The sequence below is a fragment of the Streptomyces sp. NPDC013455 genome, assembly GCF_040632975.1.
Taxonomy (GTDB): Bacteria; Actinomycetota; Actinomycetes; order Streptomycetales; family Streptomycetaceae; genus Streptomyces.
In genome coordinates this window covers 73,302-92,179 of the sequence record NZ_JBEYCX010000010.1, presented here as the reverse complement: position 1 = coordinate 92,179, position 18,878 = coordinate 73,302, and the positions used below count along the sequence as shown (strand labels likewise).

32 protein-coding genes are annotated in these 18,878 nt (G+C 67.0%); 1 reads left to right on the top strand and 31 read right to left on the bottom strand.

All coding sequences use genetic code 11. The features are described from left to right. Positions 1-136 precede the first annotated feature (136 nt). From rpsK to rpsJ, 28 genes are all read right to left on the bottom strand, one after another. Positions 137-541, bottom strand: a complete 405-nt coding sequence (rpsK, locus tag ABZ576_RS18195) for a 30S ribosomal protein S11 (protein ID WP_003956432.1) — start codon at positions 539-541, stop codon at positions 137-139. 65 nt (positions 542-606) lie between these two features. Beyond that, positions 607-987, bottom strand: coding sequence for a 30S ribosomal protein S13 (gene rpsM / locus ABZ576_RS18190; RefSeq protein WP_030641206.1), 381 nt, complete (start codon positions 985-987; stop codon positions 607-609). Positions 988-1,179: 192 nt separating this feature from the next. Further along, positions 1,180-1,293 carry a 50S ribosomal protein L36 gene (rpmJ, locus tag ABZ576_RS18185; protein WP_003998809.1) on the bottom strand — a complete coding sequence of 38 codons (114 nt, stop codon included), beginning with the start codon at positions 1,291-1,293 and terminating at the stop codon, positions 1,180-1,182. Positions 1,294-1,355: 62 nt separating this feature from the next. Further along, positions 1,356-1,577, bottom strand: a complete 222-nt coding sequence (infA, locus tag ABZ576_RS18180) for a translation initiation factor IF-1 (protein ID WP_003948620.1) — start codon at positions 1,575-1,577, stop codon at positions 1,356-1,358. 164 nt (positions 1,578-1,741) lie between these two features. Further along, a complete protein-coding gene (gene map, locus ABZ576_RS18175) occupies positions 1,742-2,578 on the bottom strand; it encodes a type I methionyl aminopeptidase (RefSeq protein ID WP_360741551.1) in 837 nt (278 codons plus the stop codon). Positions 2,579-2,677: 99 nt separating this feature from the next. Further along, positions 2,678-3,340, bottom strand: a complete 663-nt coding sequence (locus ABZ576_RS18170; protein WP_360741264.1) for an adenylate kinase — start codon at positions 3,338-3,340, stop codon at positions 2,678-2,680. Continuing rightward, positions 3,340-4,653, bottom strand: coding sequence for a preprotein translocase subunit SecY (gene secY / locus ABZ576_RS18165; protein ID WP_360741262.1), 1,314 nt, complete (start codon positions 4,651-4,653; stop codon positions 3,340-3,342). Before secY ends, ABZ576_RS18170 begins: the two co-directional genes overlap by 1 nt. Before the next feature lie 189 nt (positions 4,654-4,842). Continuing rightward, a complete protein-coding gene (gene rplO, locus ABZ576_RS18160; protein ID WP_030601181.1) occupies positions 4,843-5,298 on the bottom strand; it encodes a 50S ribosomal protein L15 in 456 nt (151 codons plus the stop codon). 2 nt (positions 5,299-5,300) lie between these two features. Beyond that, positions 5,301-5,483, bottom strand: coding sequence for a 50S ribosomal protein L30 (gene rpmD / locus ABZ576_RS18155; RefSeq protein WP_003974250.1), 183 nt, complete (start codon positions 5,481-5,483; stop codon positions 5,301-5,303). A 2-nt stretch (positions 5,484-5,485) separates the two neighbouring features. Further along, positions 5,486-6,091 (bottom strand): 30S ribosomal protein S5, encoded by a 606-nt coding sequence (gene rpsE, locus ABZ576_RS18150; RefSeq protein ID WP_014674381.1) that lies wholly within the window; start codon positions 6,089-6,091, stop codon positions 5,486-5,488. A gap of 36 nt (positions 6,092-6,127) precedes the next feature. Continuing rightward, positions 6,128-6,511, bottom strand: coding sequence for a 50S ribosomal protein L18 (rplR, locus tag ABZ576_RS18145; RefSeq protein WP_014674380.1), 384 nt, complete (start codon positions 6,509-6,511; stop codon positions 6,128-6,130). 3 nt (positions 6,512-6,514) lie between these two features. Further along, positions 6,515-7,054: a 50S ribosomal protein L6 gene (gene rplF / locus ABZ576_RS18140; RefSeq protein ID WP_030641195.1), complete on the bottom strand. Its 540-nt coding sequence runs from the start codon at positions 7,052-7,054 to the stop codon at positions 6,515-6,517. A 24-nt stretch (positions 7,055-7,078) separates the two neighbouring features. Then, the gene (gene rpsH / locus ABZ576_RS18135) at positions 7,079-7,477 is read right to left on the bottom strand and encodes a 30S ribosomal protein S8 (protein WP_014674378.1); all 399 of its coding nucleotides are present in this window, start codon (positions 7,475-7,477) and stop codon (positions 7,079-7,081) included. A gap of 214 nt (positions 7,478-7,691) precedes the next feature. Continuing rightward, positions 7,692-7,877, bottom strand: a complete 186-nt coding sequence (locus ABZ576_RS18130; protein WP_003948630.1) for a type Z 30S ribosomal protein S14 — start codon at positions 7,875-7,877, stop codon at positions 7,692-7,694. Between the two features lie 5 nt (positions 7,878-7,882). Beyond that, on the bottom strand, positions 7,883-8,440 hold the full coding sequence (gene rplE / locus ABZ576_RS18125) for a 50S ribosomal protein L5 (protein ID WP_360741260.1): 558 nt from the start codon (positions 8,438-8,440) through the stop codon (positions 7,883-7,885). Beyond that, positions 8,440-8,763, bottom strand: a complete 324-nt coding sequence (rplX, locus tag ABZ576_RS18120) for a 50S ribosomal protein L24 (RefSeq protein WP_014674376.1) — start codon at positions 8,761-8,763, stop codon at positions 8,440-8,442. Before rplX ends, rplE begins: the two co-directional genes overlap by 1 nt. A 2-nt stretch (positions 8,764-8,765) precedes the next feature. Beyond that, complete coding sequence (gene rplN, locus ABZ576_RS18115; RefSeq protein WP_003998823.1) at positions 8,766-9,134, bottom strand: 50S ribosomal protein L14; 369 nt, start codon at positions 9,132-9,134, stop codon at positions 8,766-8,768. A gap of 96 nt (positions 9,135-9,230) precedes the next feature. Next, the gene (gene rpsQ / locus ABZ576_RS18110) at positions 9,231-9,518 is read right to left on the bottom strand and encodes a 30S ribosomal protein S17 (RefSeq protein WP_020941675.1); all 288 of its coding nucleotides are present in this window, start codon (positions 9,516-9,518) and stop codon (positions 9,231-9,233) included. Then, positions 9,515-9,739 (bottom strand): 50S ribosomal protein L29, encoded by a 225-nt coding sequence (gene rpmC, locus ABZ576_RS18105; protein ID WP_007494763.1) that lies wholly within the window; start codon positions 9,737-9,739, stop codon positions 9,515-9,517. Before rpmC ends, rpsQ begins: the two co-directional genes overlap by 4 nt. Beyond that, entirely contained in the window at positions 9,739-10,158 is a 420-nt protein-coding gene (gene rplP, locus ABZ576_RS18100; protein WP_009190136.1) for a 50S ribosomal protein L16, read from the bottom strand. Before rplP ends, rpmC begins: the two co-directional genes overlap by 1 nt. Before the next feature lie 5 nt (positions 10,159-10,163). Beyond that, positions 10,164-10,994 (bottom strand): 30S ribosomal protein S3, encoded by an 831-nt coding sequence (rpsC, locus tag ABZ576_RS18095; protein ID WP_030317320.1) that lies wholly within the window; start codon positions 10,992-10,994, stop codon positions 10,164-10,166. Further along, on the bottom strand, positions 10,994-11,341 hold the full coding sequence (rplV, locus tag ABZ576_RS18090; protein WP_006130776.1) for a 50S ribosomal protein L22: 348 nt from the start codon (positions 11,339-11,341) through the stop codon (positions 10,994-10,996). The genes rpsC and rplV overlap by 1 nt, the downstream gene beginning before the upstream one ends. A 43-nt stretch (positions 11,342-11,384) precedes the next feature. Then, the gene (gene rpsS / locus ABZ576_RS18085) at positions 11,385-11,666 is read right to left on the bottom strand and encodes a 30S ribosomal protein S19 (RefSeq protein WP_030641188.1); all 282 of its coding nucleotides are present in this window, start codon (positions 11,664-11,666) and stop codon (positions 11,385-11,387) included. Between the two features lie 12 nt (positions 11,667-11,678). Continuing rightward, complete coding sequence (rplB, locus tag ABZ576_RS18080) at positions 11,679-12,515, bottom strand: 50S ribosomal protein L2 (RefSeq protein WP_030601203.1); 837 nt, start codon at positions 12,513-12,515, stop codon at positions 11,679-11,681. Between the two features lie 40 nt (positions 12,516-12,555). Continuing rightward, positions 12,556-12,975, bottom strand: a complete 420-nt coding sequence (gene rplW / locus ABZ576_RS18075) for a 50S ribosomal protein L23 (protein WP_360741258.1) — start codon at positions 12,973-12,975, stop codon at positions 12,556-12,558. Continuing rightward, positions 12,975-13,625: a 50S ribosomal protein L4 gene (gene rplD / locus ABZ576_RS18070; protein WP_360741256.1), complete on the bottom strand. Its 651-nt coding sequence runs from the start codon at positions 13,623-13,625 to the stop codon at positions 12,975-12,977. Before rplD ends, rplW begins: the two co-directional genes overlap by 1 nt. Before the next feature lie 8 nt (positions 13,626-13,633). Beyond that, complete coding sequence (gene rplC / locus ABZ576_RS18065) at positions 13,634-14,278, bottom strand: 50S ribosomal protein L3 (protein WP_014674369.1); 645 nt, start codon at positions 14,276-14,278, stop codon at positions 13,634-13,636. 16 nt (positions 14,279-14,294) lie between these two features. Next, positions 14,295-14,603 (bottom strand): 30S ribosomal protein S10, encoded by a 309-nt coding sequence (rpsJ, locus tag ABZ576_RS18060; protein ID WP_003948644.1) that lies wholly within the window; start codon positions 14,601-14,603, stop codon positions 14,295-14,297. Between the two features lie 585 nt (positions 14,604-15,188). Here rpsJ and ABZ576_RS18055 point away from each other — a divergent pair. After that, positions 15,189-15,812, top strand: coding sequence for a hypothetical protein (locus ABZ576_RS18055; protein WP_360741254.1), 624 nt, complete (start codon positions 15,189-15,191; stop codon positions 15,810-15,812). A gap of 102 nt (positions 15,813-15,914) precedes the next feature. Here the strand turns inward: ABZ576_RS18055 and ABZ576_RS18050 are convergent, their stop codons facing one another. The 3 genes from ABZ576_RS18050 to ABZ576_RS18040 form a co-directional block, all read right to left on the bottom strand. Beyond that, entirely contained in the window at positions 15,915-16,415 is a 501-nt protein-coding gene (locus ABZ576_RS18050) for a hypothetical protein (protein ID WP_360741252.1), read from the bottom strand. A gap of 95 nt (positions 16,416-16,510) precedes the next feature. Beyond that, positions 16,511-18,298 (bottom strand): alpha/beta hydrolase, encoded by a 1,788-nt coding sequence (locus ABZ576_RS18045; protein WP_360741250.1) that lies wholly within the window; start codon positions 18,296-18,298, stop codon positions 16,511-16,513. An 8-nt stretch (positions 18,299-18,306) separates the two neighbouring features. Further along, on the bottom strand, positions 18,307-18,729 hold the full coding sequence (locus ABZ576_RS18040) for a hypothetical protein (RefSeq protein ID WP_360741248.1): 423 nt from the start codon (positions 18,727-18,729) through the stop codon (positions 18,307-18,309). Positions 18,730-18,878 lie beyond the last annotated feature (149 nt).

The window sequence follows — 18,878 nt, the reverse complement described above, 5'->3', positions numbered from 1 at the left end:
CCTTCTTTCGTGGACGCCCGCTATTTGACGTCCGACGGAATCCGCACCCGTGAGAAGTGCGGGTACTGCAAGGGTACGGGCGGCACGACCCGAAAGAGCCGTACCGCCCGAGAAGCCCTGAAGCAGCCGTGGTGCGTCAGACGCGGCGGCGCTTCGGCGGGCGGCAGCCGTTGTGCGGGGTCGGGGTGACGTCCTGGATGGAGCCGACCTCGAGGCCCGTGGCCTGCAGCGAGCGGATCGCGGTCTCACGACCGGAGCCCGGGCCCTTGACGAACACGTCGACCTTGCGCATGCCGTGCTCCTGGGCGCGGCGGGCAGCCGACTCGGCGGCCATCTGCGCGGCGAACGGCGTGGACTTCCGGGAGCCCTTGAAGCCGACGTGGCCGGCGGAGGCCCAGGAGATCACGTTGCCGGACGGGTCCGTGATCGACACGATCGTGTTGTTGAACGTGCTCTTGATGTGCGCGTGGCCGTGAGCGACGTTCTTCTTTTCCTTGCGGCGCACCTTCTTGGCAGCGCCCTGACGTCCCTTGGGGGGCATCTACTAACTCCTACGGGAGGTGGTCGGTCCTACAGCGAAGACCGTGGACAGGTGTCCGCTGCGGACTACTTCTTGCCCGGCTTCTTCTTGCCGGCGATGGCGCGACGCGGGCCCTTGCGGGTGCGAGCGTTGGTGCTGGTGCGCTGACCGCGGACGGGCAGACCGCGACGGTGACGGAGACCCTGGTAGGTGCCGATCTCGACCTTGCGGCGGATGTCGGCCTGGATCTCGCGACGGAGGTCACCCTCGGTCTTGATGTTGTTGTCGACGTACTCGCGGATCGCGACCAGCTGCTCTTCGGTCAGGTCACGAACGCGGGTGTTCGGGTCGACGCCGGTCGCAGCCAGCGTCTCCTTCGAGAGGGTCCGGCCGATGCCGAACACGTAGGTGAGGGCGATCTCCACGCGCTTGTCGCGCGGGATGTCGACACCGGAAACGCGTGCCATTCAATGGCTCCTGGTGAATCTTCGGAGGTCTTCCACAGAACCGGCTCCCGGCCGCCGTACCAGGTACGAACCGGGTCCCCGGCCTCCGAACCGGGGGTGTCGAGCTGGACCGCTCGGGCTCTGCGTATGAACATATTCAGCTCGCGTCGCGCGAAACTCTGCGATAGAGGTGCAGAGGGTGATGGTCGTGCGTCAGCCCTGGCGCTGCTTGTGGCGCGGGTTCTCGCAGATGACCATGACCCGGCCGTGACGGCGGATCACCCTGCACTTGTCGCAGATCTTCTTGACGCTCGGCTTGACCTTCATGGGGTGAGGTTCTCCGGGTCAGTGCCACCGCTCCGAGGAAGCCCCCGGGGCGCGGGCAAGATCTACTTGTACCGGTAGACGATCCGGCCACGCGTCAGGTCGTACGGAGACAGCTCCACCACGACCCGGTCGTCAGGGAGGATGCGGATGTAGTGCATACGCATCTTGCCGCTGATGTGTGCCAGGACCTGGTGGCCGTTCTGGAGCTCGACCTTGAACATGGCGTTCGGCAGAGACTCGACGACAGTGCCCTCGATCTCGATGGCACCTTGCTTCTTGGCCACGCTTCGCCCTTCGAATCGACTACCTTGATCGACGCTCGGGCGTTCCCACACGGAACCGCCTGCGGGAGCATGCGGACATGCGGGTGCACGAGAGCCGACGAGTCAGTCTACGTCGGCGCACCCGGAAAGGCGAATCGAGGAAGTCTGCCCCATCGGGGTGATCCTCATGCGAGCGGGTCCGGCGCCGCCGTCACGCCGTACTCGGCCAGCTTCGCCCTGCCGCCGTCGACGGCGGTCAGGACCAGGGGGCCCTGCTCGGTGAGGGCGACCGAGTGCTCCCAGTGGGAGGACCAGGTGCCGTCGGTGGTGATGACCGTCCAGTCGTCCGACAGGACCTCGGTGCGCGGGGTGCCCAGGGAGACCATCGGCTCGATCGCGAGGCAGAAGCCCGGGACCAGCTTGGGGCCCTTGCCGCGGCGGCGGTCGACGTAGTTCAGCAGGTGCGGGTCCATGTGCATCTCGGTGCCGATGCCGTGGCCGCCGTAGTCCTCGATGATCCCGTACTTGCCGCCGCCCGGCTTCGGCTGGCGGCGGATGTACGTCTCGATCGCCCGGGAGATGTCGACCAGGCGGTTGCCCTGCTTCATCGCCGCGATGCCGGCCCACATGGACTCTTCCGTCACCCGGGACAGCTCCACCAGCTCCGGGGCGTGGCCGGAGCCCACGAAGGCCGTGTAGGCGGCGTCGCCGTGCCAGCCGTCGACGATCGCGCCGCAGTCGATGGAGATGATGTCGCCGTCCTTCAGGACGACGTCGTCGGAGGGGATGCCGTGGACGACCACGTCGTTGACCGACGTGCAGATCGTCGCCGGGAAGCCGCCGTAGCCCAGGAAGTTCGACTTCGCGCCGTGCTCGGCGAGGACCTTGCGGGCCACCTCGTCCAGGTCCTTGGTGGTCGCACCCGGCACCGCGGCCTCGCGCGTGGCGGCGTGGATGGCGGCCACCACCAGGCCCGCCGCCCGCATCTTCGCGATCTGCTCGGGGGTCTTGATCTGGACCATGGGGGGCCTGCGCTCTCCGTCACTCACGTCGACTGGGATACCTGTACAACAGTACGGCCGCGGCACCCGGGAGGGCACCGCGGCCGGAAGGGCAGGAAACTACTTCCCGGCCTTCTCGCCCTTGAGGGCCTCCAGCGCCCGCTCGGTGATCTCGGCCACCGGGCCCAGCGAGGAGATGGTCACGACCAGGCCCTGGGCCTTGTAGTAGTCGATGATCGGCTCGGTCTGCGTGTGGTAGACCTCCAGCCGCGTGCGGACGGTCTCCTCACGGTCGTCGTCGCGCTGGTACAGCTCGCCGCCGCAGACGTCGCACACGTCCTCCTGCTTCGGCGCGTTGTACGACACGTGGAAGACGTGCGAGGAGTCGTTGCGGCAGATGCGCCGGCCGGCGATCCGCTTGACGACCTCGTCCTCGGGCACCTCGAGGTCCAGGACCGCGTCCAGCGTGATGCCCTCGGTCCGGAGCAGCTCGTCCAGGGCCTCGGCCTGCGAGACGTTCCGCGGGAAGCCGTCGAGCAGGAAGCCGTTCTCCGCGTCCGGCTGCTCCATGCGGTCCTTGGCCATCGCGATGGTCACCTCGTCGGGGACGAGGTTGCCGGCGTCCATGTAGGACTTCGCGAGCTTGCCCAGCTCCGTCTGCCGACTGATGTTGGCGCGGAACAGGTCTCCCGTGGAGATGTGCGGGATGGCCAGCTTCTCTGCGAGCCGGACGGCCTGCGTTCCCTTACCGGCACCCGGCGGCCCGACGAGGACGATACGCATCAGCGGAGGAACCCTTCGTAATTGCGCTGCTGGAGCTGGCTCTCGATCTGCTTCACCGTCTCCAGGCCGACACCCACGATGATGAGGATGCTGGTCCCGCCGAACGGGAAGTTCTGGCTCGCGTTGAAGCCCACCAACGCCATTGTCGGTACGAGAGCGATCAGACCCAGGTACAGCGAACCCGGCCAGGTGATCCGGTTGAGCACGTAGCTGAGGTACTCAGCGGTCGGTCGGCCAGCCCGGATGCCCGGGATGAAGCCACCATACTTCTTCATGTTGTCGGCTACTTCCTCGGGGTTGAAGGAGATAGCGACGTAGAAGAACGCGAAGAAAACGATGAGCAAGAAGTACGAAGTGATGTAAATCGGGTGGTCGCCCTTGGTGAGGTTCTGCTCGATCCAGGTCTTCCAGCCCGACTTGCCTCCCGAGAACTGCGCCACGAGCGCCGGGATGTAGAGCAGGGAGGAGGCGAAGATGACGGGAATCACACCCGCCTGGTTCACCTTGAGCGGGATGTACGTGGACGTACCACCGTAGGACCGCCGGCCGATCATGCGCTTCGCGTACTGCACCGGGATGCGGCGCTGGGCCTGCTCCACGAAGACCACGAGCGCGACCATGACCAGGCCCACGGCGATGACGGTGCCGAACTCGATCCAGCCGCCGGCCAGCGTGCCCTGCTTCTTGATGGCCCACAGCGCCGACGGGAAGGTCGCGGCGATGGAGATGAACATCAGGATCGACATGCCGTTGCCGATGCCGCGGTCGGTGATCAGCTCACCGAGCCACATCACGACGGCCGTACCGGCGGTCATGCAGATGACCATCGTGATCGTCGTGAAGATCGCCTGGTCCGGGACGATGCTCGTGGCGACCGAGCAGCCGCTGAAGAGGGCGCCGCTGCGGGCGGTGGCGACGAGGCCGGTGCCCTGGAGGATGGCGAGCGCCACGGTCAGGTAGCGGGTGTACTGCGTGATCTTCGCCGTGCCCGCCTGGCCCTCTTTCTTCAGGGCTTCCAGGCGCGGGATGACCACGGTCAGCAGCTGGAGAATGATGCTGGCCGTGATGTACGGCATGATGCCGAGCGCGAAGACCGTGATCTGCAGCAGCGCACCACCACTGAACATGTTCACGAGACCGAACAGGCCCTGATTGCCCTGCGCCTCGGTCACACACCGCTGGACGGCCTGGTAGTTGACGCCGGGGATGGGGATGTGGGTACCGACCCGGTAGACCACGATGATGCCCAGCGTGAAGAGCAGCTTCTTGCGCAGGTCGGGCGTCCTGAACGCCCGGGCGAACGCGGTGAGCACGGTGCCTCCTGCGACCCCCGCGCAACTGCGTCAAGGGTGACGGTCTGAGGTTCGACGAATACGAAAAAGAACAGTGCAGGCCACCTTACCGGCGACACTGCCCCCCTAGGAACGACCAACCGGGGATACCTCATTGTGAGGTATCCCCGGTCGGGACCGTTTACGTCATCGAGGCGTCGTCCGAAGGACTCAGACGAGCTCGGTGACCGTACCGCCGGCGGCGGTGATCTTCTCCTTGGCGGAGCCGGAGACGGCGTCGACCGTCACCTGCAGCGCCACGGAGATCTCGCCCTGGCCGAGGACCTTGACCAGGCTGTTCTTGCGAACGGCACCCTTGGCCACCAGCGACTCGACGGTGACCTCGCCACCCTCCGGGTAGAGCGCGGCCAGCTTGTCGAGGTTCACGACCTGGTACTCGGTCTTGAACGGGTTCTTGAAGCCCTTCAGCTTCGGGAGGCGCATGTGGAGCGGCATCTGGCCACCCTCGAAGCGCTCCGGAACCTGGTAGCGGGCCTTGGTGCCCTTGGTACCACGACCGGCCGTCTTACCCTTCGACGCCTCACCACGACCGACACGGGTCTTGGCGGTCTTGGCGCCCGGGGCGGGACGGAGGTTGTGGATCTTGAGCGGGTTGTTCTCCGCCATGATCAGTCGACCTCCTCGACCGTCACGAGGTGGCGGACGGTGTGCACCATGCCGCGGAACTCGGGGCGGTCCTCCTTGACGACCTGCGTGTTGATGCCCTTGAGACCAAGGGAGCGCAGGGTGTCACGGTGGTTCTGCTTGCTGCCGATGTAGGACTTGACCTGCGTGATCTTGAGCTGCGCCATGATTACGCACCCACCCCGGCACGCGCACGCAGCAGGGCCGCGGGGGCGACGTCCTCGAGCGGCAGACCACGGCGGGCCGCGATCTCCTCGGGACGCTGCAGGCCCTTCAGGGCCTCCACGGTCGCGTGCACGATGTTGATCGCGTTGTCGGAGCCGAGCGACTTCGACAGCACGTCGTGGATACCGGCGCACTCGAGCACGGCACGCACCGGACCACCGGCGATAACACCGGTACCCGGGGACGCGGGCTTGAGCAGCACGACGCCGGCGGCCTTCTCACCCTGGATGGGGTGGGGGATGGTGCCCTGGATCCGGGGGACCTTGAAGAAGTGCTTCTTGGCCTCCTCAACACCCTTGGCGATGGCGGCCGGCACCTCCTTGGCCTTGCCGTAACCGACACCCACGGTGCCGTCACCGTCGCCCACCACGACCAGCGCGGTGAAGCTGAAGCGACGACCACCCTTCACAACCTTGGCGACGCGGTTGATCGCGACGACGCGCTCAACGTACGCGGTCTTCTCGGCGGCAGCAGCGCCGCCGTCACGGCCCTTCCGGTCCCGCCGCTCGCCGCCACCGGCACCGCTTCCGCGGCGCTGGGGTCCAGCCATTGGATTACCTCTCTCTTTCCGCTAGCTACAAGCGGCTCAGAACTTGAGCCCGGCCTCGCGGGCGGCGTCCGCCAGGGCGGCGATGCGCCCGGCGTACTGGTTGCCACCACGGTCGAACACGACGGCCTCGACACCGGCGGCCTTGGCACGCTCGGCGACCAGGGCGCCGACCTGCTTGGCCTGCGCGGACTTGTCCGCCTCGCCGCCACGGATCGACGCGTCCAGGGTGGACGCCGACGCCAGGGTGTGGCCCTTCAGGTCGTCGATCACCTGCGCCACGATGTGGCGGTTGGAGCGGGTCACGACCAGACGGGGGCGCTCCGCCGTACCGGAGATCCGCTTCCGGATCCGGATGTGACGGCGCTTGATCGCGGCGCGCTTGTAGGCGTCGCCCTTGAGGATCTTCTGCCCGTATGCCATGGCTTACTTACCCGCCTTTCCGACCTTGCGGCGGATGACTTCGCCCTCGTACTTGACGCCCTTGGCCTTGTACGGGTCGGGCTTGCGCAGCTTGCGGATGTTGGCCGCAACCTCGCCGACCTTCTGCTTGTCGATGCCCTCGACCGAGAAACGGGTCGGGGACTCCACCTTGAAGGTGATGCCCTCGGGGGCCTCGACCACGATCGGGTGGCTGTAACCGAGAGCGAACTCCAGGTTGGAACCCTTGGCGGTCACTCGGTAACCGACACCGCTGATCTCGAGCTTCTTCACGTAACCCTGGGTCACGCCGGTGATCATGTTCGCCACCAGCGTGCGGGAGAGGCCGTGCAGGGCCTTGCTCTGACGCTCGTCGTTCGGGCGGAGCACCTGGAGGGTGCCGTCCTCGCCCTTAGCGATGTCGATCGGCGCGGCAACGGTGTGGGTCAGCGAGCCCTTGGGGCCCTTGACCGAGACCGTACGGCCGTCGATGGTGACGTCCACGCCGGCGGGAACCGCGATGGGGAGCTTGCCGATGCGCGACATAGCTGTTTCCTCCGTTCCCTTCTGCTACCAGACGTAGGCGAGGACTTCCCCACCCACGCCCTTCTTGCCGGCCTGCTTGTCGGTGAGGAGCCCGTGCGACGTGGAGATGATGGCCACGCCCAGGCCGCCGAGCACCTTCGGCAGGTTGGTGGACTTCGCGTACACCCGGAGACCGGGCTTGGAGATCCGCTTGATGCCCGCGATGGAGCGCTCACGGTTGGGGCCGAACTTCAGCTCCAGGACGAGGTTCTTGCCGACCTCGGCGTCCTCGACCTTCCAGCCCGTGATGAAGCCCTCCTGCTGGAGGATCTCCGCGATGTGCGACTTGATCTTGGAGTGCGGCATCGACACCGAGTCGTGGTACGCCGAGTTCGCGTTCCGCAGACGCGTCAGCATGTCTGCGATCGGATCAGTCATGGTCATGAATTGGCCTGTGGCCTTTCTCGCCGGGGTTTCCTATATGCGCCATCCCTCTCCCCGTACTTCTTCAGACGGGACGGGTGCGGTGCGGGGACCTACGGCGTAGTAAGTCGTTCAGGGCGGCAGAGCCCAACCCCACAAGCCTAAGGCATGCGGGAAACGGGCCCTGCCGTCCCGGTTGCTTACCGAGAGGTCCAGGAATCCCTAAAAGAGGGGATTACCAGGAGCTCTTGGTCACGCCCGGCAGCTCGCCACGGTGAGCCATCTCACGGAGGCACACGCGGCACAGGCCGAACTTGCGGTACACGGAGTGCGGACGACCGCAGCGCTGGCAGCGGGTGTAGCCACGCACACCGAACTTGGGCTTGCGAGCAGCCTTCGCGATGAGAGCCTTCTTCGCCATCTCGCTCACGCCTCCTTGAACGGGAAGCCGAGGTGACGGAGAAGGGCACGGCCCTCTTCGTCGTTGGTCGCCGTGGTCACCACGGTGATGTCCATACCCCGGACGCGGTCGATCTTGTCCTGGTCGATCTCGTGGAACATGACCTGCTCCGTGAGACCGAAGGTGTAGTTGCCACGGCCGTCGAACTGCTTGGGGGACAGGCCGCGGAAGTCGCGGATGCGCGGCAGCGCGAGCGACAGGGTGCGGTCCAGGAACTCCCACATGCGGTCGCCACGGAGCGTGACGTGGGCACCGATCGGCTGGCCCTCACGCAGCTTGAACTGCGCGATGGACTTGCGGGCCTTGGTGACGGCCGGCTTCTGACCGGTGATCGTGGTCAGGTCGCGGATCGCGCCCTCGATCAGCTTCGAGTCACGGGCGGCGTCGCCGACACCCATGTTGACCACGATCTTGACGAGGCCCGGGATCTGCATGACGTTCTCGTACTTGAACTCGTCACGCAGCTTGCCCGCGATCTCCTCGCGGTACTTCGTCTTCAGACGCGGAGTGGTGGTGGTAGCCATCAGATGTCCTCACCCGTCCGCTTGGCAACGCGGATCTTGTTGCCCTCTTCGTCGAAGCGGTAACCGACACGCGTGACGACCTTCTGACCGTCCTTCTCCACGACCAGCTGAACGTTGGACACGTGGATCGGGGCCTCGGTGGTCACGATGCCGCCGGCCTGGGAACCGCTGGCGGTCGGGCCGGCCTTGGTGTGCTTCTTGACCCGGTTGACACCCTCGACCAGGACACGCTCCTCGCGCGGGTAAGCGGCAATGACCTTGCCCTGCTTGCCCTTGTCCTTGCCGGTGATGACCTGGACCAGGTCGCCCTTCTTGATCTTCATGCTTACAGCACCTCCGGCGCGAGCGAGATGATCTTCATGAACTTCTTCTCGCGCAGCTCACGGCCGACCGGGCCGAAGATGCGGGTGCCGCGAGGGTCGCCGTCGTTCTTCAGAATGACGGCGGCGTTCTCGTCGAAGCGGATGTACGAGCCGTCCGGACGGCGGCGCTCCTTGACGGTGCGAACGATGACCGCCTTGACGACGTCACCCTTCTTCACGTTGCCACCGGGGATCGCGTCCTTGACGGTGGCGACGATGACGTCACCGATGCCCGCGTAGCGGCGACCGGAGCCACCGAGCACACGGATGCAAAGGATCTCCTTCGCACCAGTGTTGTCGGCGACACGCAGTCGCGACTCCTGCTGGATCACGTCTATCTCCTGATCGTCTGCCGGTTCCCCGGGGGCCGCCTCTCAGCGGCCCCCGGAGCCTGGCGGAACTGACCTGCGGGGTTTGCCCCGCAGGAATTACTTGGCCTTCTCGAGGATCTCGACGACGCGCCAGCGCTTCGTCGCGGACAGCGGCCGGGTCTCCATGAGGAGGACGCGGTCGCCGACACCCGCGGCGTTCTGCTCGTCGTGCGCCTTGAGCTTGTTGGTACGGCGGATGACCTTGCCGTACAGCGCGTGCTTCACACGGTCCTCGACGGCGACGACGACGGTCTTGTCCATCTTGTCGCTGACGACGAGACCCTCACGGGTCTTGCGGAAGCCTCGGGCCTCGGTGTTCTGCTCAGTCACGTTGTTCTCGCTCATGCGTTCTCCACCGTTTCGATGCCCAGCTCGCGCTCGCGCATCAGGGTGTAGATCCGCGCGATGTCCTTACGGACGGCCTTGAGCCGACCGTGGTTTTCGAGCTGACCCGTCGCCGCCTGGAAGCGGAGGTTGAACAGCTCTTCCTTGGCCTCGCGGAGCTTCGCCAGAAGCTCCTCGTTGCCCAGCTCGCGCAGCTCGGACGCCTTGGTACCGGCCGACATCACGCTTCACCTGCCTCGCGCTTGACGATCCGGCACTTCATCGGCAGCTTGTGGGCCGCACGGGTCAGCGCCTCACGGGCGATCTTCTCGTTGGGGTACGACAGCTCGAACATCACACGTCCGGGCTTGACGTTCGCGATCCACCACTCCGGAGAACCCTTACCGGAACCCATGCGGGTCTCGGCCGGCTTCTTGGTGAGGGGACGGTCCGGGTAGATGTTGATCCAGACCTTGCCGCCACGCTTGATGTGACGGGTCATCGCGATACGGGCCGCCTCGATCTGGCGGTTCGTGACGTAGGCCGGGGTCAGCGCCTGGATGCCGTACTCGCCGAACGCAACCTGCGTCCCACCCTTGGACATACCGTTGCGCTTCGGGTGGTGCTGCTTGCGGTGCTTGACCCTACGGGGGATCAGCATTTCGGTCAGGCCTCCGTTCCGGTGCTCTCAGCCGGAGCGGCAGCCGCGGGGGCCTCGGCCTTGGGGGCCTCGGCGCCGGCAGCCTGCTGCGGCTTGCGACCGCGCCCGCCACGCTCTCCACCACGGCCACCACGGGCCGGGCGGTCGGCGCCACCACGGGCCGGGCGGTTACCCGCACGGGCCGCAGCATTCTCGGCGCGGACCTCGGCGATGTTCTTGACGTCGCCCTTGTAGATCCAGACCTTCACACCGATGCGGCCGAAGGTCGTCTTGGCCTCGAAGAAGCCGTAGTCCACGTTCGCACGGAGCGTGTGCAGGGGCACACGGCCCTCGCGGTAGAACTCCGAGCGGGACATCTCGGCGCCGCCGAGGCGGCCACCGCACTGGATCTTGATGCCCTTGGCGCCGGCCTTCATGGCGGACTGCATGCTCTTGCGCATGGCCCGACGGAAGGAGACGCGGGAGGAGAGCTGCTCGGCGACGGCCTGGGCCACCAGCTGAGCGTCCGTCTCCGGGTTCTTGACCTCGAGGATGTTCAGCTGGACCTGCTTGCCGGTCAGCTTCTCCAGGTCACCGCGGATGCGGTCGGCCTCGGCGCCGCGGCGGCCGATGACGATGCCCGGGCGAGCGGTGTGGATGTCCACACGGACACGGTCACGGGTGCGCTCGATCTCCACCTTCGAGATGCCGGCGCGCTCCATGCCGGACGTCATCATCCGACGGATGGCGACGTCTTCCTTGACGTAGTCCTTGTACAGCTTGTCGGCGTACCAACGCGACTTGAAGTCGGTCGTGACACCGAGCCGGAACCCGTGCGGGTTTACCTTCTGGCCCATTACCGGGTTCCTTCCTTGCTGCTGACGACCACGGTGATGTGGCTGGTCCGCTTGCGGATCCGGTAGGCACGGCCCTGGGCACGCGGACGGAACCGCTTCAGGGTCGGGCCCTCGTCGACGTAGGCCTCGGAAATGAAGAGGCTGTCGACATCGGTGTGGTCGTAGTTGTGCGCGGCGTTGGCGATGGCGCTGTCCAGCACCTTGCCCACCGGCACCGAGGCGGCCTGCGGAGCGAATCGCAGGACGGCCTGGGCCTCCGTGGCGTCCATGCCACGGATGAGGTCCACCACGCGGCGGGCCTTCATGGGCGTGACGCGGATGTACCGCGCCTGGGCCCTGGCTTCCATGGTTGTCCCTTCAGTTACTTACGTGTCTGAATGCGATCCGCTACTAGCGGCGCTTCGACTTCCGGTCTTCCTTGACGTGGCCCCGGAAGGTGCGCGTCGGCGAGAACTCGCCGAGCTTGTGGCCGACCATCGACTCGGTGACGAACACCGGGATGTGGGTCTTGCCGTTGTGCACCGCGATCGTGTGGCCGAGCATGGCCGGGACGATCATCGAGCGACGGGACCAGGTCTTGATGACGTTCTTGGTGCCGGCTTCGTTCTGCGTGTCCACCTTCTTCATCAGGTGGTCGTCGACGAAGGGCCCCTTCTTCAAGCTACGAGGCATCTCAACCCGTCCTTAGCGCTTCTTGTTCGTCTTGCGGCGGCGGACGATGTACTTGTTCGACGCCTTCTTGGGCGAACGAGTACGGCCTTCCTTCTTGCCCCACGGGGACACAGGGTGGCGACCACCGGAGGTCCGGCCCTCACCACCACCGTGCGGGTGGTCAACCGGGTTCATGACCACACCACGGACGGTCGGGCGAACGCCCAGCCACCGCTTGCGGCCCGCCTTGCCCCAGTTGATGTTGCTCTGCTCGGCGTTGCCGACCTCGCCGACGGTGGCGCGGCAGCGGACGTCGACCAGGCGGATCTCACCGGACGGCATGCGCAGGTGGGCGTAGGCGCCCTCCTTCGCGAGCAGCTGCACGGAGGCACCGGCGGAGCGGGCGAACTTGGCACCGCCACCGGGACGGAGCTCGATCGCGTGGATCGTGGTACCGACCGGGATGTTGCGGAGGGCCAGGTTGTTGCCCGGCTTGATGTCGGCCCCGGGACCGTTCTCCACGGTGTCGCCCTGCTGCAGGTTGCGCGGGGCGAGGATGTAGCGCTTCTCGCCGTCCGCGTAGTGCAGCAGCGCGATGCGCGCGGTGCGGTTGGGGTCGTACTCGATGTGCGCGACCTTCGCCGGCACGCCGTCCTTGTCGTGACGACGGAAGTCGATCACGCGGTAGGCGCGCTTGTGTCCGCCACCCTGGTGGCGAACGGTCACACGACCGGCGTTGTTACGGCCGCCCTTGCTGTGCAGGGGACGGACCAGCGACTTCTCCGGCGTGGACCGCGTGACCTCGACGAAGTCGGCAACGCTGGCGCCACGACGGCCCGGCGTAGTCGGCTTGTACTTGCGGATTCCCATTTCTCAGTCCTCGTCCGATATCGGACGATCCGGACCGCCCTTAGGCGGTCGGACCGCCGAAGATGTCGATACGGTCGCCCTCGGCGAGGGTCACGATCGCGCGCTTGCTGCCGGCACGCTGACCGAAGCCGGTCTTCGTGCGCTTGCGCTTGCCCTGGCGGTTGATCGTGTTGACCCCGGTGACCTTGACGTCGAAGACCGCCTGGACGGCCTGCTTGATCTGGGTCTTGTTGGCGCCCGGGGCGACGATGAACGTGTACTTGTTCTCGTCGAGGAGCGCGTAGCTCTTCTCGGAGACGACCGGCTTGAGCAGCACGTCACGGGGGTCCGTGAAGGACTTGCTCAGCGGGGTCTCGACGGTGTTCTTGCCCTCGGTGGCGTGGCGACGCGCCTTGGCGACGCGCGCGGCCTTGGCGGCCTTGGCGGCCTTCGAGGCAATGGCGGGGTGACGGATAGCCATCAGACCTCGCTCCCTTCGGTGTCAGCGGCCTTGGGGCCAGACACGAAGGACTCGAAAGCGGCCTGGGTGAAGACCACGTCGTCCGAGACGAGAACGTCGTACGTGTTCAGCTGGCCCGGCTCCAGGATGTGGACCTGGGGCAGGTTGCGGGCGGACAGCCACGCGGCCTCGTCCGAGCGCTCGGCGACCAGGAGCAGGTTCTTGCGCTCCGAGATCTTGCCGAACAGGCTCTTGGCGGCCTTGGTGGAGATCGCACCCTCGACCACGCCGGCGACGACGTGGATGCGGTTGTGACGCGCCCGGTCGGTGAGGGCACCGCGCAGGGCGGCGGCCTTCATCTTCTTCGGGGTCCGCTGCGAGTAGTCACGCGGCACGGGACCGTGCACGACGCCACCACCGGCGAACTGCGGCGCGCGGGTCGAACCCTGACGGGCGCGACCGGTGCCCTTCTGGCGGTACGGCTTCTTGCCACCACCACGGACTTCACCGCGGGTCTTGGTCTTGTGCGTGCCCTGACGGGCGGCAGCCAGCTGCGCGACGACGACCTGGTGGATCAGCGGGACGCTGACCTTGGCGTCGAAGATCTCCGCGGGGAGCTCGACGGAACCGGCCTTCTCGCCCGCCGGCGAAAGGATGTCAACAGTGCTCATCGGTTACCTCAGGCCCCCTTGGCCGCGGTGCGGACCAGGACGAGGCCGCCGTTCGGACCGGGAACCGCGCCCTTGATGAGCAGCAGACCCTTCTCCGCGTCAACGGCGTGGACGGTCAGGTTCTGGGTGGTGACCCGCTCGTTGCCCATGCGACCCGCCATGCGGAGGCCCTTGAACACGCGGCCCGGGGTGGCGCAGCCACCGATGGAACCGGGGGAGCGGTGCTTGCGCTGGGTGCCGTGTCCGGCGCCGAGGCCACGGAAGTTGTGGCGCTTCATGACACCGGCGAAGCCCTTGCCCTTGCTCTTGCCGGTCACGTCGACCTTCACGCCGGCCTCGAACACCTCAGCGGTGATCTCCTGGCCGAGCGTGTACTCGGAGGCGTCCGCGGTGCGGATCTCGACGAGGTGACGGCGCGGGGTGACGTCGGCCTTGGCGAAGTGGCCCTTGAGGGGCTTGTTCACCTTGCGCGGGTCGATCTCGCCGAAGGCGATCTGGACCGACTCGTAGCCGTCGACGTCGTTCGTACGGACCTGGGTGACGACGTTGGGGCCGGCCTTGACGACGGTGACCGGAACAACACGGTTGTTCTCGTCCCACACCTGCGTCATGCCGAGCTTCTCGCCCAGGATGCCCTTGATCTGCTTAGCCATTCTCAGCCCACCAGCCTCAGAGCTTGATCTCGATGTCGACACCGGCCGGGAGGTCGAGTCGCATCAGAGAGTCAACGGTCTTGGGGGTCGGGTCGAGGATGTCGATCAGGCGCTTGTGCGTGCGCATCTCGAAGTGCTCGCGCGAGTCCTTGTACTTGTGCGGCGACTTGATGACGCAGTACACGTTCTTCTCAGTGGGCAGCGGCACCGGGCCCGCGACCGACGCACCGGTACGGGTCACCGTCTCGACGATCTTCTTCGCCGAGGAGTCGATGACCTCGTGGTCGTAGGCCTTGAGCCGGATGCGGATCTTCTGTCCCGCCATGGCTACTCAGTAGTCCTGTCTCTCATACGCTCTGGAACCCGGCGGATTCCTTCTGCTGCCGTCGTTTCTCCGACCCACGCGGTCGGGCGTGTCGCGCTCCCGCTGACACAGATGCCCCTTGTTCGAACATCCCTGCGGGAATGCGCACGGCCCTTCCGGAACCGCGGACCGGGGACCTCGGGCCCACCGGGCGCCTGGCCGGTGCCGCGCCCACGCTTCCCGGAAGATTCCCGTACGTCCGCCCCAGTGCTGCCGTGGTGGCAGTTAGGGCGACGAGTACTGTGGGACTCGCTTCCGGTCCTCCCGGCGGGAGGCGCGCAGCATCAACACTCGACCGAGCAACTCCGACAGTCTGCCATATGGGGCAGGGGCTCCGCCAATCGAGCCGAAGAGATTACCCCGGGAGTGACGTACGTCAAACCGGAGGAGCCGAGGAGTGGGGCCGGAGGCGGGCGCCCGCGTCCTGGACGGCTGTGCCAGGATCGCTCCCACCGTGGACGACACCCCGTACTCCTTCCTGATCTCGGCGGACAACCCGGTACCGCTGTCCAGCCCCGCCCCGGCGCACCTGCCCCCTCCGCCGAGGTGGTCGCGACGGTCCGGCCGGCGGCCTCCCGCCGCCCCGACGACACCCCGTCGGCGCGGATCTACGCCCTCCGTACGTCCGGGCCCGCGGACCACGGCCGGCACGTGCCGTTCTGGATCCACACCGGCCCGGACGACCGCCTGCTCTGTTCCGTCAGCCCCGCCGCTCCCGACACCCACGACGTCCGCACGGCCGACGGCACTCCCCTGGCCCGCATCACCCGCCGGTCCGGCCGGCTCCTGCTCTGGCCCCGCCGGGTCCGCTGGACCGCGCGGCTCGCAGGCCCGTCCGGGCAGGTCACGGGCAAGGAGGGCAGCTGGTACGCGTGGCTGGTCTACGTGGTCACCGCTCCCGTCTGGTTCCTCTACGTGCTCTGCGCGACGGTGTACGCCTACTTCGACGGCAGCCCGGACGACTTCACCTTCGGCGGCCCGGCCCGCACCCGCTGGCGCACCGCCGGCGCCGGCACGGTCCTGGACTACAAGGGCCTGAGCAAGACCTACCGCCACACGCCCGGGCATTGGGACGCCCGGGGGGCCTACGCCCTGGCGGCGCTACGGAGCCGGGAACGCCAACGGGCCAAAACTCGAACGGCCCGTCCGGCTCCGGGCACGGTCCTGTGATCATCCGCCCGCGGTGTCAGGCCCCGACGCCTCATGTGCGCTCGTGCGTATCGCCCGGCGCGCTTGGGTCGGGGTCCGGATCCCGCCTGCATCGTGTTCAGGTCAGTACTGTGTGTTCAGGTCCGTCCCCTTGGGCGCCCGCCAGCAGCCCGAGACGACGTTGACCAGGATCTTCGGTTCCTTCTCCTGGCCGGCTGCCGGGCTGGACACCCAGAGTTCCACGTTCACGGAGAAGGGCTCGGTCCGAGAGTCCGCCGTCATCTCGAGCGTCCGGTCCTTGCTCTTGTTCGGCCCGTATTGAACGATCTTCCAGCCCTTTTCGGGGAGGCCTTCCTTGAGACGCTGGAAACCGGCCTTCAGCTCGTCCTCCGAGACGCCGTAGACGGACCAGGGATGCACGGTCTGGAAGAGATGCTCCGGGTCCTGGTCACAGGTCGCGATCCTGGGCCCCGGCTGGGTCACCTTTGCGGTCCGCATGTCGATCAGCTCGTAGATCTGGCTGGACACCGCTTTCGCTCTGGCCTTGGCTGTGTCCACATCCAGGGTGGTGGCCTTGGATCCGCTGGTCTCGTGGCCCGGCACGGAGGCTTCGTTGTGATCCATGGTGCTTGAACACCCCGTTCCAGTCAGGGAGATGACAACGCCGGCGACGGCGATGCCCAGCCGGTGAGTCCTTGGGCGGTCACGACAAGGGCGGGTCAATTGTCCTCCTGGACCTTGTCATAGCGGCCGACGACCACTGCCGCCTGGTTCTTGAGACTCGTCGATCCCTCTGTCCAGTACGCACTGTGGCCACCGGTGTCCACGTCCATCCTGTGGGCACCGAATGACTCGTCAGACGGGATGGTCTGGACGTATCCCGCGTTGTAGGGCACGCCGTGGTACGTATCCACTGCCCACTTCCAGCCCCCGAGGAAATTCCTGCCGATGTACGGCACCGGGTCGGAGCCGGCGGCTTCGGACCACACATGGTTCTTGCCCACGCCCAGGTCGCCCGCGTCGCCGACCAGCATGCCGGGGCTGCCCGCGACGACGATGTCATCAGCCGCTATCCGGTCCTCCTTGGCCGCCACACCGATCACAGTCGACCCGTAGCTGTGGCCGATGAGCGTGGTGTGGCTTGCATCGGGACCACCCTGGGCCGTCTGCAGTCCGTCCATGAAGTCATCGAGAGTGGGCGCGGCGTGATAGGCGTAGCTCGGTCGCGGGGAGTCGGTCAGGATCTCCTGCGGCGCGTCATAGCCGATCCACGTGATGGTGGAGGTCGACCGGCCGGAGGACATGGCGTTGGCTTCTTGCCACACCCTTGTCATGCGCACGATGTCACCATGGGCCCCCTCCAGCTTCGACGTCGTACCCGGCACGTACACCGCCGTGTTGTCGGCCGTGTCGGGGTTGCCGTTGGCCAGGATGACGTGGCCGTTGCCCTTGAGGTCGAAGCCGAGCAGATAGGCCGGGGGCAGGTCGTCGACGCCGGTCTGGTCGAAACGGGCCTGGACGGCCTGCATGCCCTTGAGCTGGCTCTTGAGCCGGCTGCCTCCCAGGGCGTCCCAAGCGGTCCACTCCGGATTGCGGACGACCCCGGCCCCCGTGACGATCGTCTTGGGCGGCTCCGGACCCAGCTTGTCCAGGTCGTGCTGGACCTGCGCCTGGGCCTCGTCCAGCACCGTTCGGTTCGCCGAGTCGCGCACCGCGCTCGGTATGCCGTCGAGTGCACCGATCTCCGCGGGAAACAGCGTCTGGTACTCCTCGCGCTGTTCCTGCGTGAGCCCGTCCCACCACTTCTTGTTGTCGGCCGGGGACATGCCGTGCGGGATGTGGTCCTTGCCGAGGTACCTGCCGGCCGCCTTCCGGACCTCGCCCATGTCGCGGGCCTCGTCCATGAGCATGTCGTCGGTGACTTCCAGACCCTCCGGTGCCTTCAGCCGGCGCAGGATCCCGGCGTACCGGTTGTCGCTCTCGGTGGCGCTGGTCACCGCCTGCCGGATACGTTCGGCGATGTCCTCGGCCTTGCCCCTGTTGGGGTCGCCCTGCGCCTCCCCGGCACCGGGCAGGAAGGGGACGGGGGAACCCGGCTTGGCGACCCCGTCGCCGGCCGACGCACTCGGGGCGAGCGGAACCTGCGTGCTGTGCGGATACTCGACCGAGCCGTCCTCGTGAACCGTGAACCTCAGCTCCGCCGCGTCCTGGAGGGCCTGCTTCAGCTTCTTCTGCGCCTCGGACAGCTCCAGGACGAGGCTGTTCAGCGTGGTGCGGACCAGGCCGCACTCGCCGTGCAGGTACTGGTAGTTGCGGCCGAGCCGGGTCATGTCCCGCTGGGCCGCGTTCTTCGCCTCGCCCTTCTGCGTGGTGTGGATCGGGGCCGCCATGTCCTGCTCGGCCCGGATGCGTGCGGCGTCGGCGCGGTTGCTGACCTTGCCCCAGCCGTCGGCCGCGTCCTCGTACGCGGTGAACTTCGCGTCACGCAACTGCTGCCAGGTGGGCATCGCTCACCTCACCGAGCCCACTCGGGCTTGCCCTGATCGGGCACGCGGACGCCGTCGACCTCGCCCGCGACGGCCGGGTCGATCTCACCGAAATCGCGTCCCGTCCTGGCGAGCGCACCGTGCAGCCGCCCGCACTCGTCGCGCACCGAGGTCAGCCGCTTCTCCCAGGTGGGCAGGATCTCGTTCAGCGCGGCGGTGCTGGCGAACCCTCCGGTGCCGCCCTCGACGCCCTCATGGGCCGTCTTCAGGTCGGTGAGTGCCGAGTCCGTGGCCGTCCGCAGGTCCTCCGCCACGCCCGACGCCTTCGTCCACGGCCCCTTCGAGGCCTTCAGGTCGGGACCCGACCCGCTGCCTCCGGGATCGGCCAGGTGGTCGATCTGCATCCGCGGGGCCGCACCCGCCTTGAGCCGCTCCCACTCGTCCCACGCCATCCGCGTCTGTCCCCCCTGGCCGTGACGATCCTGCGAAGTACGCCATGACGAAACGTGCGCTCGCGATCACAGAGCTTATCGATGTGGCGGCAGAGGCAAATGAGTACTGGTACTCAGACCAACGCACCCACGGGCAGGAACTGGGCCTC